Source organism: Bacteroidales bacterium (assembly GCA_014860575.1).
Lineage (GTDB): Bacteria > Bacteroidota > Bacteroidia > Bacteroidales > JAAYJT01 > JAAYJT01.
The window spans coordinates 62,113-79,166 of record JACZJK010000020.1; the positions used below are offsets into that span (position 1 = coordinate 62,113).

A 17,054-nucleotide genomic window follows, 5' to 3' on the forward strand; every position below is an offset into this window, starting at 1 on the left:
GTGCCTGAGCTTGTCGAAGGCACCACTTGGAATTATTACCTGCTGCTATCTTTTGTTATCTTCCCAATCACCCACTTCTCAATCTCAACCAATACAAACACTGCAAGCCCTGCTCCAAGTGGATAAAGCCAGTAAGCGGCGCCAATGGGGGAGGTGTTGAAGAAAGTGTTCATAAAAGGAGCATACACAAACAGCATTTGCAGGAGGATGAGCGCGCCTGTGGCGATGAATGCATATCTGTTGTTGAAGAAATCCTTCCCCAGGCTGGGCGATTTGATGGACCGGCAATTGAAAAGGTAAAACAACTGTCCGGCTACAAGAGTGTTCACAGCGATAGTTCGTGCAGCAACATCGTCGAGGCCGCTGTTGCGCATCAGGTTGAAAACGACCAGGGTCAGACCGCCAATTAGTATTGAAACAAAGGAGATCCGCCAAATAAACAATTTGCCGAGGATCGGCTCATCTGATTTTCGTGGATGTCGTTCCATTACCTTGTCTTCCATAGGTTCGAAGGAAAGCGCAAGGGCAAGCGTAATGGCAGTCACCATATTTACCCACAAAATTTGGGCAGGGGTAATAGGCATGATGATGCCAAGCACGATAGCCGACATCAGAACCAGCGCTTCAGCGCCATTGGTTGGCAGGATGAATAAAAGCGCTTTGCGGATATTATCATACACAGTCCGGCCTTCTTCGATAGCGTTTACAATGGAAGCGAAATTATCATCGGCCAGTACCATTTCTGAAGCATCTTTCGTAACTTCTGTTCCTTTTATGCCCATGGCAATGCCAATGTTTGCCTTTTTCAGTGCCGGGGCGTCGTTCACGCCATCGCCGGTCATGGCAACGAGTTTGCCATTTTCCTGTAGGGCTGTTACAAGCCGCAGTTTATGTTCGGGACTGGTTCGTGCATACACATCATATTCTTTCACAACCTCCCTGAGTTGGTCATCGCTTTTTTCTTCCAGTTCCTTGCCGGTAATTACTTTGTCACCGTCGCCTATGCCAATTTCCTTGCCGATGGCTTTGGCCGTGATAGCATGATCGCCAGTGATCATTTTAACTTCCACCCCTGCTGCTTTACATTCTTTGATCGCTTCAATGGCTTCTTCGCGGGGAGGGTCAATGATACCTATCAAACCAAGAAAAACCTTATTGCTCTCAAGGTCATCCTTTTCCAGCTCTTTCCTGTTTTTGTCCGTTACATTGAAAGCCGCTGCCAGAAGCCGCTGTCCTTTTGCTGCCACTTCTACCATCTTTTTCTCCCAGTAGTCGTTGTCAATATCTTGTTCGCCATCAGCAGTATATTGTTTGCTGCACATTTCAAGCAGCCGTTCCGGGGCGCCGGTCATGAAAATGATCACATCATCATCTACCTTGTTTAGTGTGGCCATATATTTATGATCCGATTCAAACGGAATGCTGTCAATGCGTTCGGGCTTGAAATCTTTCAAACCGGCTTTATAACTCATTGTAAGCGTAGCGCCCTCAGTGGGTGTACCGGTCAGCTTCCATTTGCCTTCATCATCCTTGCCGATCTCAGAATTATTACTGGTTCGAACGGTTCTCAACAATTGCCATAAAACCTTTTCCTCTTCCGGACCAACTTCCTTGTTGTTGTGCATGAATTTGCCTTCGGGTTCATAACCCGTGCCTTCCACATGGTATTCCTTTTCGGCAGTAATAATGGTTCGGGCCATCATCTCGTTGCGTGTAAGGGTTCCTGTTTTGTCAGAGCAGATTACGTTCACCGCACCCAGGGTTTCAACCGATGGCAAGCGCCTGATAATGGCATTGCGTTTGGCCATGCGCTGCACACCCATGGCGAGGGTGATGGTCATAATAGCCGGCAAACCTTCCGGGATTGAGGCTACTATCAGGCCGATGGCGGCAAGGAAGAGGTTGTTTAAGCTGTAATCGCGGAAAAAATACCCGAATGCAAAGAATGCCGCTGTAACCCCCAGGATTATTATCGACAGCCATTTGCCAAATTTTTCAATCTGCTGTAACAAAGGGGTGGTTATTTTTTCAACACCCGAAATCATTTCATTTATTTTACCGATTTCAGTATTTGACCCGGTTGCGGTTACTACACCTGAGGCTTTACCATAAGTTACTACAGTTCCTGAAAATGCCATCGAAGTTCTATCGCTAGGAATGGCATTTTCATCTACCGGTTCAGATGTTTTTTCAACAGCGGATGATTCGCCGGTCAGTGGGGATTCCTCTACCCTGAAATCCCTTGATTGCACGATCCGGATATCGGCAGGGATTTTATCCCCTGATTTAAGCCTTACCATGTCGCCGGGAACCAGATTTTCAGCTTCAATGGTTTTGTTTTCCCCATCCCTTATTACAATTGCTTCTAGGGAAAGCATTTCGCGGATGCTTTCCAGAGCTTTCTCGGCCTTTCCTTCCTGTACGAACCCAATAAGGGCATTGATGATGACTACTGCCAATATCACCCACATATCAATCCAATGTTCCATCAACGCTGTAATGATTGCAGCGGCAATTAAAACATAGATGAGTATATTGTGAAATTGCATCAGCAGGCGAAACCACCAGCTACGTTTTTTTCCTTTGGGGATTTCATTTTTCCCATATTTCTCAAGGCGTTCTTTTGCTTCGTTATCATTCAACCCTTTTTCCTGGTCGGATTGTAGTTTTTGGAGCGCATCGCCGGCTTCTATTGCATGCCAGCTTTGTTTATTCTGCGTGGCATTTTCCATATCCATGATTGAAATAGTATAGATTTAGAATAAATTTTAGTTAAAGAACATTGCTGGCCAGCTTTGCTTTGTACATCTCAATATTTTCAAGAATGTTGCTATCCAGCTGTGGTTCAGTAATATCAGTGTGTTGAGCCATTTTTTCATAAATAACTTTTGCCACCAGGTATCTTGCTAATTTCTTATCGTCGGCAGGGATAATATGCCAGGGTGCATGCGGCAATGATGTTTTGTTGATTGCTTCCTCGTTATACTTGATATATTCATCCCACAATTTTCTTTCCGTTAAATCGCTGGGTTCGAACTTCCAGTTTTTATTTTCTTTCTCAAGTCTTCTCAACAATCTCTGCCTTTGCTCTTCTTTACTTAAATGCAGAAAAAATTTAAAGACAATAATTCCATTTTGTGTAATGTGCTGTTCAAAATTCCTGATCTGGTTATATCGTTTTTCCCAAAAATCGGCAGGTACATCCTTTACCTTTTCTATTCCGGGAATATTCTCGAAAAGTAAGTACTTCGGGTTTACCCTTGTTACAAGCACGTTTTCATAATGGCTGCGGTTGAAGATTGCATACTTTCCTTTTTCAGGCAAGGCAATATAGTGCCTCCATAAATAATCGTGTTGAAGCTCATTCCGGGAAGGCGTCTTAAAGCTGTGAACTACTACTCCACGAGGATTGCACTTGCTGAACACTTCCCTGATCAGGCTGTCTTTGCCGGATGTATCCATACCCTGTATGCAAACCAGCACACCATAACGGTTGTGGGCATACATCGTATCCTGAAGCTCACTGAGCTTTTTAGCAATTTTTTTTAGCGACTTTTTCTTTTCCTTCTTCGAATAGGCAGTTTCTATATTGGTGGGTATTTCGGTTAAGGTTACCGGCTTGCTCACTATTAATTCCCGGGCTGCTATATTTTCCATAAAAATTTGTTTTATAAGGTTACTTTCTGACAAAAATGAATAATGCCTTCATTTTAAACTTTATTTGCTGAAAAATAATCCAACGCCAAAGTTGACGAAAATTTCTAACGCGTTGATTGAAGCATAAATGGTTCCAACCCCAAGCAAAGCCAGGTATTTAATTTGTTTCTCAAGGTCTTTCAGGCCATAGTCCTTGTGGAATTGTATACGGTAGGTAGAGATTAGATTGTACATGTTTTTGAAATTAAGTTAGGCGGATTAAAATGAAGGATTTTCCTGTAACATTGGCCGTAAATGCCTGCCCTGTTTTAGTTAATGGGGTCGTATAATTATTGACCTTGCCACCCCACATCTCATGAGCCGAGCAGATCAGTACCTGGGCGCTGTCAGACTTGAATACAGGAATCTCAATCGTTACTTCATGAATATTGAAGTTCATCAGTGCAATAAGGCGCTCGTTGTTGTTTTCACGCACAAGCATTATGACTTGCTTATCAGGAACCTCTGTGGCAAGTATGCGATCGCGGTTTCCGGGTCGCAATAAGGGCTCTTCTTTACGCAACGCAATGAGTTTCTTATAATAAGCCAGTATTTTTCGTTTTGACTCATCCTCCTGAAAATCCCATTTTAGTTTCGAGCGCTCAAAGGTTTCTACTGCAGCCGGATCTGGCGGTTCGGCATCATTCATAAATTCCCGGAATTCTTCTTTTCGGCTTTCCCACACAAGCGCTAACAACTCCTTATCTTCATGGCTGATAAAATACTGAAAGGGGCTATCCTCGGCATATTCTTCGCCCATAAAAAGCATGGGAACAAACGGACTCGCAAACATGGCTCCGGCGGCCAGCTTCAGGCTCTCAAAGTCAAGAAGTGTACTGAACCTTTCGCCTTTCATGCGGTTCCCAACGTGATCATGATTTTGGATAAAGATCACGAAACGATGACCGGGTTGGCCGGACGTAGATGTTCCAAACCTTTTTTTGTGATGAGGAGAAAACTTGCCATCATACACCCAGCCATGGTTGAAAGCCTTAACAACTTGCTCTAAACTGCCAAAATCGGCATAATAGCCCTGGCGCTCACCCGTCATCAGGGCGTGGATTGCATGATGCCATTCATCGCACCACTGGGCATCCAGGCCATAACCGCCCTGACTAAGTGAATCAATGAAACGGATATCGTTAAGATCACTCTCGGCAATGAGGAAGTGCTGTGTATCGGCTTTTTCGTTTAGTTTCAACACTTCTTCGCTTAATTCCTGCAAGAAATGTTTTGGGCTAAAATCCTTTATGGCATGAACAGCGTCAAGACGCAGTCCATCAACGTGAAAATCACGCAGCCATATCAAAGCGTTTTCAAGAAAGTAATGCCTGACCCCATCGCAGCAGGCATCGTCAAAGTTAACGGCTGTACCCCAGGGTGTTTTGTACCTATCAGTAAAATAAGGGCCGAATGCTTTCAAATAATTGCCTTCGGGGCCAAGATGGTTGTATACCACATCCAGTATAACGGCAATTTCTTTCTGATGGCAGGCCTTGATCAAGTTTGCAAACTCGATGGCGCCGCCATAAGATTTCTGCACAGCGAAAGGGAAAACGCCATCATAGCCCCAGTTGCGCGAACCGGGAAAAGCTGCCACCGGCATAATTTCGATGGCATTGATGCCCAAATCTGCTAAATAGTCAAGCTTTTGCTGAAGGGCCATAAAAGTTCCTTCAGGCGTAAAGGTGCCTACATGTAATTCATAAATTATCAGATCCTGAAGAGGTATTCCTGTCCATTGTTCATCCCGGATTTTTCTGATCTCGTTCAGATCCATGCATTCAGAAGGCTCATGCACACCATCAGGCTGCGACAGGGAGGCCGGATTAGGGAAAGTATTTTCGTCGTTGACATTGATCAGGTAACGATCGCCAGGTTTTACACCCGGACAACTTGCCTGCCAGTAACCATATTCTTCCTGGTGAAGCGGAATATTGTTTTTCCCCACAACCTGCAATGAAATTTTCTCTGCCTTCGGAGCCCAAACCCGTATGGTGGGTTCCTGACCAGGCCAGAAGTTGACACCCAGGCTGCGTTGCTCAAAAATTGTGGATTTCATAATCAATTGTTTGCTGCCCATACTGATAGGGCAGCTTTGCAGCGAAGTTGTGCCCATCCATCTTTACTGGTTTCAAAATACCTGCTGTTTTCGGTAAGAGTGATTTAAGGTGAGGTAATTTCCATAGTGCGATCCTTCTTTTCCCTTGCTGAAAGCTACAGCCACAGTACCTGGATTATCTTTATAACAAGCTGTTCTGCTCAATGTTCGGATGATTTCTGTGCAGAATCAAAGATAAATCAAAAACCGGCTTGATTTCCAAACCGGTTCTAAAACTATTGCCTTAAACAATCCAGGTAGTTTTCGAATAATTCTTGTTTTGAACATAATAGTTCAGTCAGAAGCATTTATAATCTGACAATCATTAGCTATAAGATAGCAGTACCTACTAAACAAGGTAAACGTTATGCTTGTTCTTATGTAAGCTGACTAGCTGAATAACATGCTTATTTGGCAAAATTTTGTTTATGAACTGAATACAATCATCCCAGGCAATACATTTATGCAGACGTTTTTCAATGACATACGCGAGGAATTATTTCAGTATTACGACAAATTGGTTGTGATAACCCCCAGACTATTGCTGGCTTTGCTGGTGCTGATCCTGGCATGGTTCGTATCACGGAAGATTCGCAGCATCTCAGACAGGAAACTTAAAAGGCAGATGGAAGATCCTTTGCTGGCTGATTTCCTGGCTACCATGATCAGGTTTGTGATTATATTAATTGGCATACTGTTCTCATTAAAGATTATTGGATTGGGAGGGGTAATTGCCGGTATTCTTGCCGGCGCCGGCCTTACTGCATTTATTATTGGTTTTACCTTACGCGATATTGGCGAAAACTTTTTGGCAGGTATCATCATGGCCTTCAAACGTCCTTTCAGGATAGGCGACTTTGTTGAATCGGGAGTCATAAAAGGCAAAGTAGTTACCTTAAACATGCGCGATACTCAGCTTAAAACACTTGATGGCAAAGATGTTTTTGTTCCAAATGCCTTAATCCTGAAAACCCCGCTGATCAACTACACCATTGACGGCTTTTTACGATATGATTTTATGGTGGGATTGCCTGATGGATCAGATTATAATAAATCCATTAAGATGATTGAGGGAGCAGTGAACACTGTAGAGGGCGTTATAAGGCGAAGGCGAAAGACCACAGCAAATATTTCCGGAATTTCGCCTGGCTGCCTTGATGTTACCGTGAGCTTCTGGATTGATACTTTCAGGGTGAATGATACCCCGGAAAAAATCCGCTCAGAGGTTTTTATGGCGGTTCAGAAAGTGCTGGAGCAACAGACAAAGGAGTTTGAGAAATAAAACGGTACTATTTTAAAACAGCCCGCTTTACCGAATTCCGGGAATACAAACCGAAAATTTAATATGAATATTTCGGTTCAAACCGAAGAATACGTATTTAGAGAATTTTGCTGTCTGTCATTATGAAAGCTTTTCAGGAAATTGAATCGCCTTATTGAAAAGATGGATATGCTTAGAAGTGATTATTCGGGTCGCTCAGGCAAAACGCGCCAAATGTTTCTCAAGATCGCTGATCAGGTCTTCCACATCTTCAATGCCAACCGAGAACCTTACCAAGCCGTCGCTGAGGCCGTTTTTTTCTCTCTCTTCTTTTGAGATGGAGGCATGGGTCATGCTGGCAGGGTGATCTACCAAAGATTCAACACCGCCAAGGCTTTCGGCCAGTGAGAAGTAGTTAAACGATGAGATAAGTTGTATGGTTTGCTCAATGCTGAGCTTGAATTCAACAGAAACTATCCCGCTGAAACCGCTCATTTGCCTGCGGGCAATGTCATGATACGGATGGGTTTCGAGGCCGGGATAATACACCCGGGCTACCAACTGATGGTTCTGAAAAAACTCAGCTACCTGCATGGCGTTATGTGCGTGGCGTTCCATGCGTACACCCAGCGTTTTCAAGCCTTTACTTGTGAGCCATGCATCAAAAGGGCTGGGGTTCAAACCAATGGCTTTGCGGGCAAAATCCAGTTTGGTTTTCATTTCCTTGTTGTTGGTGATTGCCACGCCACCAACAACATCCGAATGGCCGCCAATGTATTTGGTGGTGCTGTGCATCACTATGTCAGCGCCCAGGTTCAGCGGGTTCTGAAAATATGGGGTCGCAAAGGTGTTGTCAACAACTGTAAGAACGCCGTGCTTTTTTGCCATTTCAGCAATGGCGGCAATATCAGATATTCTGAGCAATGGATTGCTGGGCGATTCCAGGAAAATCATTTTGGGAGATTTTTTCAGCACTTCTTCCACCTGGTTCAGATCCTGTGTATTGACTGTGATAAGGTTCACACCAAACTGCCTGAAAACCTGGTTGAAGAGGCGGAAAGTTCCGCCATAAAGATCGCTGCCCGCTGCTACAACATCACCCTGTTGCAGGGTTGAGAGAATAGCGGTTGTTGCGCCGATCCCGGATGAAAAAACAGTGGCATATTTCCCGTTTTCAAGCGCGGCAAGGGTTTGCTCAAGGTTCGTAAAATTGGGATTGCCGGCGCGGGTGTAATCGTAGCCTTTGTGTTTGTCGGGCGCTTCCTGCACATAGGTTGAGGTAAGGTAAACAGGTGGGATAATAGCCCCGGTAGAAGGATCGGGCTTTTGCCCTACATGGATTGCTTTGGTTGAGAATTTCATTTTAAAATGCTTTATTATTTGTGCACTAAAAGGATAAGGTTGATGGAGGCTATTTCAAAAGGTTAAATCTTGTCATCCTGAACGGAGTGAAGGAACTCTCTATAGTTGAAAAGCAGATTCTTCGCTGCGCTCAGAATGAAAAAAAAACTAGTAACTCACAAGTTTTGAACGCCTTATTTTATACTATCATTATTGTTATTTAATCCAGTTTGTAGCCGTTTTTGTGCATCCACTCATTGTTGTAAAACTTGGATAAATATTTCGCACCGCTGTCGGGGATCATGGTGACGATTACGGCAGGCTCTTTCAATGTGGCGGCATGTTTTAAGGCAGCCCACACATTAGCGCCGCCAGTGCCGCTGCCGAAAATGCCTTCTTCGTGGGCTAGTTTGCGGGCCGTTGAAAACGCAACCTGATCGGTGAACTGATACATTTCATCTACCAGTGAAAAATCCATGGCTTCGGCCAGGTGATCTTCGCCCACGCCTTCAACCTGGTAAGTGCAACTGCCATCGGTATTGATTTTGCCTGTCTTGAAATACTCATAATAAATTGAACCAACAGGATCGGGCATAATTACTTTCACCTGAGGATTTTTCTCTTTCAGGAATTTGCCTACCCCGCTAATTGTGCCGCCTGTGCTGCCGCCACTCACAAAATGCGTAACCCTGCCGCCGGTTTGTTCCCAGATTTCGGGGCCGGTAGTTTGGTAATGAGCTTCCGGATTTTTTTGGTTATCATATTGGTTGACCCGGAAACTGTTGGGCGTTTCGGCTGCAATACGTTTTGCCGTGTTCACATAATGATCGGGAGAATTGGGCGGCGCGGATGTTGGGGTCACAATAATCTCTGCACCGAACGCTTTCAGAGCATCCTGTTTTTCTTTGCTTACTTTGTCGGGCATGGTAAGAATTGCTTTGTAACCTTTGATGGCGGCAATCATGGCCACTGCTGCCCCGGTATTCCCGGAAGTATTTTCGACAATGGTTCCGCCTGGCTTTAGCAAACCCCTGGCTTCAGCATCTTCAATAATATGCCTTACGATCCTGTCCTTGATGCTGCCTCCGGGATTGAAAAATTCAAGTTTAACGTAAATCTCAATATGAGAAAAAGGGTTGATTTTCTGTAGCTTTACCAAAGGCGTATTGCCAATGGATTCAAGCAGGTGATATGATTTCATTTTTTAACTGATTACTTCATAAATGGTTATGGGTGCCGACTTGTTTTTCATGTTCACCTCACCGATTTTCCGGCAATTGAAGAACTGATTGATCTGCTCATAACTTTTTTCGCTGATGACGATTTGCCCGGGTTCGGCTTTGGATTGCAAGCGCTGCGCGGTGTTCACCGTGTCGCCAATCACGGTATAATCGAGGCGGCGAAGCGTGGCAGAGCCGATGTTGCCGCTTACCATCTCACCACTGTTTAACCCTATCGAAACCTTAGGCACAAATTGATTACTGCCAGCTGCTGGCAGTTCATTAATTTTATCGCGAACCGAAATGCAGGCATCCAGGGCGCGGTCGAGGTGGTGGTCGCCACGAAAAACAGCCAAAACACAATCGCCGATGAATTTATCAATTGCACCGTTTTGTGCAATGATTTCCTTGGTGATCAGATCGAAATAGCTATTAAGAAGTTTAACTACAGTGTCGGGTGTTTCCTGTTCGCTGATCCTTGTAAACCCGCAAATATCAATGAATGCCACGGTGGCTTCAACAGTTTCGTTGTTCATGAGCCGGGCTTCGATTTCACCGCCGCCCATAAAATTCAGCACATCTTCGGCCACGTACATTTTCAAAATATTGTTTTCCCTGATGGCCTTCAAAGTATCTTTCATTTGCCTGACATGCAGGAGGGTTTTTTCGATGGTCAGTTCCAGATCCGTAAAATTTACAGGTTTGGTAACGAAGTCAAAAGCCCCGCGGTTCATGGCCGTGCGTATATTTTCCATATCTCCGTATGCTGAAACCACCACCGATTTCAGCAGCAGCTTTTTTTCATTGAGCTTTCCCAACAGGGTAAGACCGTCCATTTCGGGCATGTTTATGTCGCTCAGCACCAGTTCAACATCCTTGTGCAGCTCAAGTTGCTCCAGCGCATGCCGGCCATTGGTTGCAAAAAGGAATTCGTATTGCTGTTCACGGATTTTCTGACGGAATTTCTGTTTGATCAACACTTCCAAGTCCACCTCATCATCTACTACAAGAATCTTAGCCATTACTGCATTTGTTTAAACTTCTCCTTTAATAAACCAAAATCAAGAGGCTTTGTTAGAAAATCATCTGCACCCAGCGAGTTGGCGGTGTTATGATTTTCTGCATCGCCATAGGCCGTGATCATCATAACCACCGGTGGTGGCTGGGAATATTTAGCCTTAATTTTTTTCAGCAAGTCGAGGCCGCTCATGCCGGGCATGTTTATATCAGAAAGGATCAGAACGAATTCATGATTGAGGTTGTTCATGTGTTCGAGCGCTTCTTCGCCTGAAAAAGCAAACACAAATTCTATTTCCTGGTTTCTTATTTCTTTTCTGAACCGCTGTTCAAAGAGCATTTGTATGTCTTTTTCGTCGTCAACAACAAGTATTTTCATTTGATTGGTTATTTTGGTAAAACAATTAAAAATTCAGTGCCTTCGCCCATTTTGGATGCTACTTTCAATTTCCCGCCGTGGGCTTTGATAATATCATGACTTAATGACAACCCCAGGCCTGTTCCTTCACCTGTAGGTTTGGTTGTGAAAAATGGCTGGAATATCTTATTTTTTATTTCTTCCGGAATGCCGTTGCCGTTGTCTTTTATTCGGACCTCAATATTATTTTCAAGGTTTTTGGTGGAAACAATAACCGTGGGTTTGTAATCCAAACCCGACAGGGTTTTTGAATCCGTCAGTGTTTCACCTCGGCTTCGCTCAGCACAAGCGTAAAACGCATTATTGATCAAATTCAGCAACACCCTTCCCATATCCTGGGGCACCACATTCACCCTTGGCAAACTTTCATCAGCATCAAGCCTGAAGTTTGCATTAAATGATTTGTCCCTCACACGGAGGCCGTGATATGAGAGCCGTAAAAATTCGTCGGCCAGTGCATTGATATCAACAGGGCGTTTTTCGCCTTTGCTGGTGCGGGAATGTTCGAGCATGCCCTTGACAATGCTGCTTGCTCTTTTGCCATGTTGTGAAATGATCTCAAGGTTTTGGATCAGATCAGCAGTGATCTCTTTTACTTCATCTGTATTGCCCTTTTCAATTTCCTCATTCATTTCCCTTAATAGATCGGCGCTCACTTCTGAGAAGTTATTGACGAAGTTCAGCGGATTTTGTATTTCATGGGCAATACCGGCAGCCAGTTCTCCCAACGAAGCCATTCTTTCGGACTGAATAAGCTGGGCCTGCGCTATTTTCAGTTCATGAAACGATTTTTCAATTTCCTTTGCTTGTTCCAGTTCGCGTTGCATTGCCCTTTGTCTTTCCATCGCAATCACCCGGCGGCGCTGAATCCGGTCTGCCAGGTATAATATAAAAAACAGCAGTAAGCTGTAAAAGAGGTAAGCAGGCCAGGAGAGGTACCAGGGCGGCAAGACTTTAAAATTGTAAGCAACCGGCTCGCTCCACACACCATCAGGACTTTGTGCCTTGACCAAAAACGTATATTCACCGGCAGAAAGATTTCCATATTCGGCTGTGGATTTGGTGTCAGGAGGACTCCAGTCCTTGTCATAACCTTCCAATTTGTATTGGTATCGAACTAAAAACGGCCTGCGGGTTTCCACGCCCACGAAATCGAAACCAATGTGATTAAACGCGTAAGGCAAAGTCAGATGCAGGGGAACTGCATAAAAAGGTGAAATACTGTCGAACCGCAGCGACCGGAATTTTCTGGAAAGTGAATCACGAGCGCTGGTGCTTAAGATTTTTCCAAATACAAGCAGTTCGTCATTTTGATCGGGGGAAACAAAATTGTCGGAGCTTGCTGTCTGTTCTGTTTTCTTCCGATCTTTTTGCAGCATGTGCCAACTGATGTACTCGTTATTGACCTTAACATTCCGGATCAAGATCCAGGAGGCTTCCTGGCTTGTATGTACCTTGTTGTAATCAAACCTAACCAGTTTATCGCCTGTTCCTCCCCAAAGTATTCCACGGCTATCCAAAAACATGCTGTTGTTATTGCTGATATCCTTGATGGGAAACCCTGCTTTCTGATTGTAATTTTCAAGGCCGTTGTTTGCGAGAGTTTTTCCCGAAGTATCCAGTCCGCCTTTCAACACAGTTATACCTTCATTCGATCCGATGAATATATTGCCGGTGCTGTCCTCCAGGATATTATACACTACATTGTTGGAGATGCCATTGTTGGTCGAATAATTTTCAAAAAACGCTGTACCCGGTTCCATTGAATTTTGAGTGATAAGAGATTCTGCGATTTCTTTCCGGATAACTGCAATGCCGCTGCCCCATGTCCCGATAAGGATATTTCCATGACGATCTTCAATTACAGATGAGAGCTTGTTGTCGGGCAGTCCCTGCCCGGTGGTAAAATTGATAAAGCTTTCCCCTGTAAATATACTTAAGCCGCCACGGGTAGCAAACCAGATATTTCCAGCCTGGTCTTCCATGATTGCCCAAACTGTGTTGTGGATCAAACCCTCATCGGTGGTATAATTTGTGAACGATTTGCCATCAAACTTGCTTGCACCTCCCTGGTAGGTTCCAATCCAAAGATGGCCGTGGCGGTTTTCAGCAAAACACACTGTATGATCAGTTTTCAGCCCCTGTGCGCTTGTGTAGGTGTAAACTGTGTGACCGTCGAATTTGTACATGCCCGTTGTTGAACCCAGCCAAAGAACGCCATTGCGGTCGGCTATCATAGCAAGTATATAATTGTTGGGCAAGCCTTGTACGGATTTATAATTTGAAAAAAATGAATTTTTCGCGAACTCATTAGGTGGTGTATATTTTGTGATCCCGGCGTCGTTTGATCCAAGCCAAAGATTTCCCTGGTGGTCTTCAGCTACGGCATAGATCACCGTTCCGGGCAAACCTTGCTTAACGGTATAGCTCATGATGCTCTGGCCATCATAACGACAAAGTCCACCTCCCAGGGTACCGAACCACAGGCTGCCGGCTTCGTCTTCAATAATGCTGCAAACAATGTTATTTGACAATCCCTGCGCGGTTGTAAGGTTAATGAATGAGCCGTCTTTCTTGTTGTAACCCGAAACGCCCCCGAAGGTGCCGAACCAGATGTTTCCAAACATATCCACCAGGCTGCTCCGGATGTTATTGTTCACCAGTCCATCATCAACTGAAAAGGTCACTGGCTCTGATTTTCCCGAAGGGTCAAACCTGATGATGCCCTCCTCTGTCCCGAACCACAAAATAGCATCATGATCTTCGACCAGGGTCGTAACCGCTCGTTCTTTTAATCCGGCTATTTCGAGCACATTGACAAAAGTTTTGGTTTTATCGGGATCATATTTGTACACTCCCTTTTTTGCGGCAAACCACAAACTGCCGTTTTTATCCTGATGGATGTCAAATACAGCATCGCCTTCCAGGCCGTCCTCCTGATTAAAGTTGATAAAATTATTGTGCACTTCAACATTTTCCGAAACTTGCAGCAGGCTCAGTCCGTTTTGTGTTCCCATCCAGATGTTACCATCCCGGTCTTCCATTATTTTATTGATATCGTTATCGGGAAGTCCCTGTTGTGTTGTATAATTGGTAAATGACCTGCCATCGTAAACGCTGACCCCTCCTAAGGTTCCGAACCAGATATTGCCATAACTATCCTCGGTAATGCAGTTGATCAGGTTGTGTATCAATCCGTTTGATGAGTTAAAGCTTGTGAAGGTTTTCCCATCGTACCTACTCACACCATTACCGGAAGTTCCGAACCAGAATAAGCCGTTTTGATCCTTAAATCCGCAAAGTACACTGCTCATGGCCAATCCATCTTCCGTATCAAAGTTTTTCATGTGTATGAAAAAGTTTGCCGGATTATTAACCGCGGGCCTGGATTCTGCCATCGAGGTTTTCTTTGGTGAAGGAAGGCTTTCAAGATAATGCTTTTCCGGTTTACCTGCTTTAACCACAACCGGCGCCAACACCGAATCACGGTGAATGACAGTCTCCTCCCTGTCTTCCCCGGGATTGGACTTGCAGCCCATAAAGCTCAGGAGCATGGTCACAGTTATCAATATGGCTGATATGATCCGGTTCATTGACATTTCAAATTTTTTTAATTGGCAGTAAAATGATAAACTCAGCTCCCTCTCCGGCTTTTCCTGCCTCGCAGGCAGGCGGGGATTCAACCTTTAAATCACCGCCATGCCCCTTTGTGATGATGTCGTAACACATGCTTAATCCCAGGCCTGTTCCTTGTCCGGTTGGTTTTGTAGTGAAGAAGGGCTGGAAGATCTTGTCTTTGATTTCTTCCGGAATACCACCACCATTGTCTTTTACGGAAATTCTGAACTGATCACCTTGGCTTTTAGTGGAAACGGTGATGGTGGGTTTATATTCCAAACCCGTCGGGTTTTCGCCTCGACCCTGTTCAGCACAAGCGTAAAAGGCGTTATTGATCAGATTCAGCAGCACCCTGCCGATGTCCTGTGTAATAACATTAACTTTCGGCAGATTAGAATCAAAATCGGTTTTAAAACTTGCGTTGAAAGATTTGTCTTTTGCGCGCAAGCCATGATAGCTTAACCGCAGATATTCATCAGCCAGGGAGTTGATATCTGTCAATTCTTTCTGTCCTGTGCTGGCTCTGCTGTGCTGCAACATACCTTTCACGATGGCATCGGCTCGTCTGCCATGGTGATTTATTTTTTCGAGGTTTTGTTTGATTTCCTTTGACAAATCAACTGCCGACTGCTTATTACCAACTGCCAACTCTTGATTCATTTCGTCAATCATCTCACTACTTACTTCCGCAAAATTGTTCACAAAATTCAAGGGGTTCTGTATCTCATGGGCAATACCGGCGGTAAGTTCTCCGAGGGAAGCCATTTTTTCAGCGTGGATGAGCTGGGCCTGGGTTGCCCTCAGGTTGCTCAGAGTTTCATTCAATTTTCTACTTAATTTTTTCTTTTCAATAAATCTGATGAAGGTGATGACAACCAGCACTACAGCTAGTAACATCCCGGCCAGGAAAATGTTGCGTGTAAAACGTTCGCGGTTGACCTCCGCCTGCTTAAGAGCCATCATTTTTTCATTGCTTTCTTTCTTCAGCGCCATTTCATTTTCAAATTCCAGTATATTGGTTAGCCGGGTGATTTTTTCGAGGTTTTCGGCGGCGCTCACCGAATCTTTTACCGCCGAATAGATCTTGCTGTTTAGATAGGCATTTTTATAGTCTCCAAGCTTATAATAGGTTTCTGAAATTTCTTTGTAAAGCTCTTTCCTGTATTGCAGGTTTGATTCCGGAGCCGTTTTTTCCGCTGACTTTAGCATTGTAATGGCACCACCGACTTCATTTCTGGCTAATCTAATTTTGGCTAATCCCATGGCAGCTCTTGACTGGCCTGTTGGATCGCCGATTTCCCGGCTCAATTGCAGCGCAATGTTGAAATTAGCGAGCGACTTTTCCTCATCAGGCAGCAAAAGACAATATTTTCCGAGTCTCAGGTGCGCGTCCACTAAAGTAATCTTATACCCAGCTTCATTTCCGTATGGAATGGCGTTTTCATAATATTCAATGGCTTTTGAAATATTTCCTTTGTCTGCGAAAATGTCGCCAATGTAGGCGTAACTTGCAAAGGTATTGTACGAGTCGTTTGATTTGAGCCTGATTTCCAGTGCTGCCTCGTGATGTACCAGCGCGGAATCCTGTTCCCCGGCCAGGTTGTAAGTTACTCCCATATCGTTGTGGATCCTAGCGATGCCCCACGGGTTATTCGCCTGTTGGTATATTGCCAGCGCTTCCCGCTGACACCTGAGGGCATCGTCCCATTGTTCGACAAAAGCATACACAAACCCCATGGCAAGCAATGACTCAACAATGGCGCCGCTATCATTGAGCTGTCGTCCGATTTTCAGCGATTCCATCAAGTATTCCAACGATTCGCCATAGTTGCCTGACATCCTTAATACAAGTCCTATGTTGATCAGTTGATCCAAATAATTGGTTGTGTCGCCTGACTTCTGATATAATTCCAATGCCTGATGAAAGTATTGTAAAGCTTTATCATTCTGTCCTTTGCGGTCGTAAATACTACCCATCCCCGAATAAATGGAAGCTTGTTCAAGAACAAAGCCGTTTTCTCCGACTAAATTGAGTGCTGCTTCCAGCGAATCCTCTGCAGCCTGAAAATCAATTCCTATTGTTGCCCAAGCATAAGCCACGTAACTTTGTACTTTCAATGCTTTAATTCTGTTGAAGAGATGTTCATCGGATTCAACGCCATTCAAATTGAGCAGATGATGAGATAGCTCCAAAGCATGCGTTGCATAATACAAACTGCTATCGTATTCAAAATCTTCGTAATGATGGTGGGAAAGCTCAATAGCGTGTTTGACCCGGACTGTATCGGCAAGGTTGTATGCATACTGGTCAGAGCCCTGAACCGGCAACCCCAAAATCAGTCCTGATAAAATAAATATGATTAAAAAAAACTTTTTTGCCAT

11 protein-coding genes are annotated in these 17,054 nt (G+C 44.4%); 1 reads left to right on the top strand and 10 read right to left on the bottom strand.

Going from position 1 to position 17,054, the window contains the following annotated elements; genetic code table 11:
• Window positions 1-35: 35 nt before the first annotated feature.
• The 4 genes from IH597_05125 to treZ are packed head-to-tail and all read right to left on the bottom strand — an operon-like array spanning window position 36 to window position 5,758.
• Window positions 36-2,732 (bottom strand): cation-transporting P-type ATPase, encoded by a 2,697-nt coding sequence (locus IH597_05125; protein MBE0661832.1) that lies wholly within the window; start codon window positions 2,730-2,732, stop codon window positions 36-38.
• A 40-nt stretch (window positions 2,733-2,772) separates the two neighbouring features.
• Window positions 2,773-3,657 (bottom strand): polyphosphate kinase 2 family protein, encoded by an 885-nt coding sequence (locus tag IH597_05130; protein MBE0661833.1) that lies wholly within the window; start codon window positions 3,655-3,657, stop codon window positions 2,773-2,775.
• 60 nt (window positions 3,658-3,717) lie between these two features.
• Window positions 3,718-3,891: a hypothetical protein gene (locus tag IH597_05135; GenBank protein MBE0661834.1), complete on the bottom strand. Its 174-nt coding sequence runs from the start codon at window positions 3,889-3,891 to the stop codon at window positions 3,718-3,720.
• 10 nt (window positions 3,892-3,901) lie between these two features.
• The gene (treZ, locus tag IH597_05140; GenBank protein ID MBE0661835.1) at window positions 3,902-5,758 is read right to left on the bottom strand and encodes a malto-oligosyltrehalose trehalohydrolase; all 1,857 of its coding nucleotides are present in this window, start codon (window positions 5,756-5,758) and stop codon (window positions 3,902-3,904) included.
• Window positions 5,759-6,260: 502 nt separating this feature from the next.
• On the opposite strand from treZ, the gene IH597_05145 reads away from it, so the two are divergent.
• On the top strand, window positions 6,261-7,079 hold the full coding sequence (locus IH597_05145) for a mechanosensitive ion channel (GenBank protein MBE0661836.1): 819 nt from the start codon (window positions 6,261-6,263) through the stop codon (window positions 7,077-7,079).
• 195 nt (window positions 7,080-7,274) lie between these two features.
• Here the strand turns inward: IH597_05145 and IH597_05150 are convergent, their stop codons facing one another.
• The 6 genes from IH597_05150 to IH597_05175 all read right to left on the bottom strand — a co-directional run bounded on the left by IH597_05150 (window position 7,275) and on the right by IH597_05175 (window position 17,054).
• The gene (locus IH597_05150; protein ID MBE0661837.1) at window positions 7,275-8,420 is read right to left on the bottom strand and encodes a PLP-dependent transferase; all 1,146 of its coding nucleotides are present in this window, start codon (window positions 8,418-8,420) and stop codon (window positions 7,275-7,277) included.
• Window positions 8,421-8,619: 199 nt separating this feature from the next.
• The gene (locus IH597_05155) at window positions 8,620-9,600 is read right to left on the bottom strand and encodes a cysteine synthase family protein (GenBank protein MBE0661838.1); all 981 of its coding nucleotides are present in this window, start codon (window positions 9,598-9,600) and stop codon (window positions 8,620-8,622) included.
• 3 nt (window positions 9,601-9,603) lie between these two features.
• Window positions 9,604-10,641, bottom strand: coding sequence for a response regulator (locus IH597_05160; protein ID MBE0661839.1), 1,038 nt, complete (start codon window positions 10,639-10,641; stop codon window positions 9,604-9,606).
• Window positions 10,641-11,015: a response regulator gene (locus IH597_05165; GenBank protein MBE0661840.1), complete on the bottom strand. Its 375-nt coding sequence runs from the start codon at window positions 11,013-11,015 to the stop codon at window positions 10,641-10,643. The genes IH597_05160 and IH597_05165 overlap by 1 nt, the downstream gene beginning before the upstream one ends.
• Before the next feature lie 8 nt (window positions 11,016-11,023).
• A complete protein-coding gene (locus IH597_05170; protein MBE0661841.1) occupies window positions 11,024-14,647 on the bottom strand; it encodes a hypothetical protein in 3,624 nt (1,207 codons plus the stop codon).
• 7 nt (window positions 14,648-14,654) lie between these two features.
• Entirely contained in the window at window positions 14,655-17,054 is a 2,400-nt protein-coding gene (locus IH597_05175; protein MBE0661842.1) for a tetratricopeptide repeat protein, read from the bottom strand.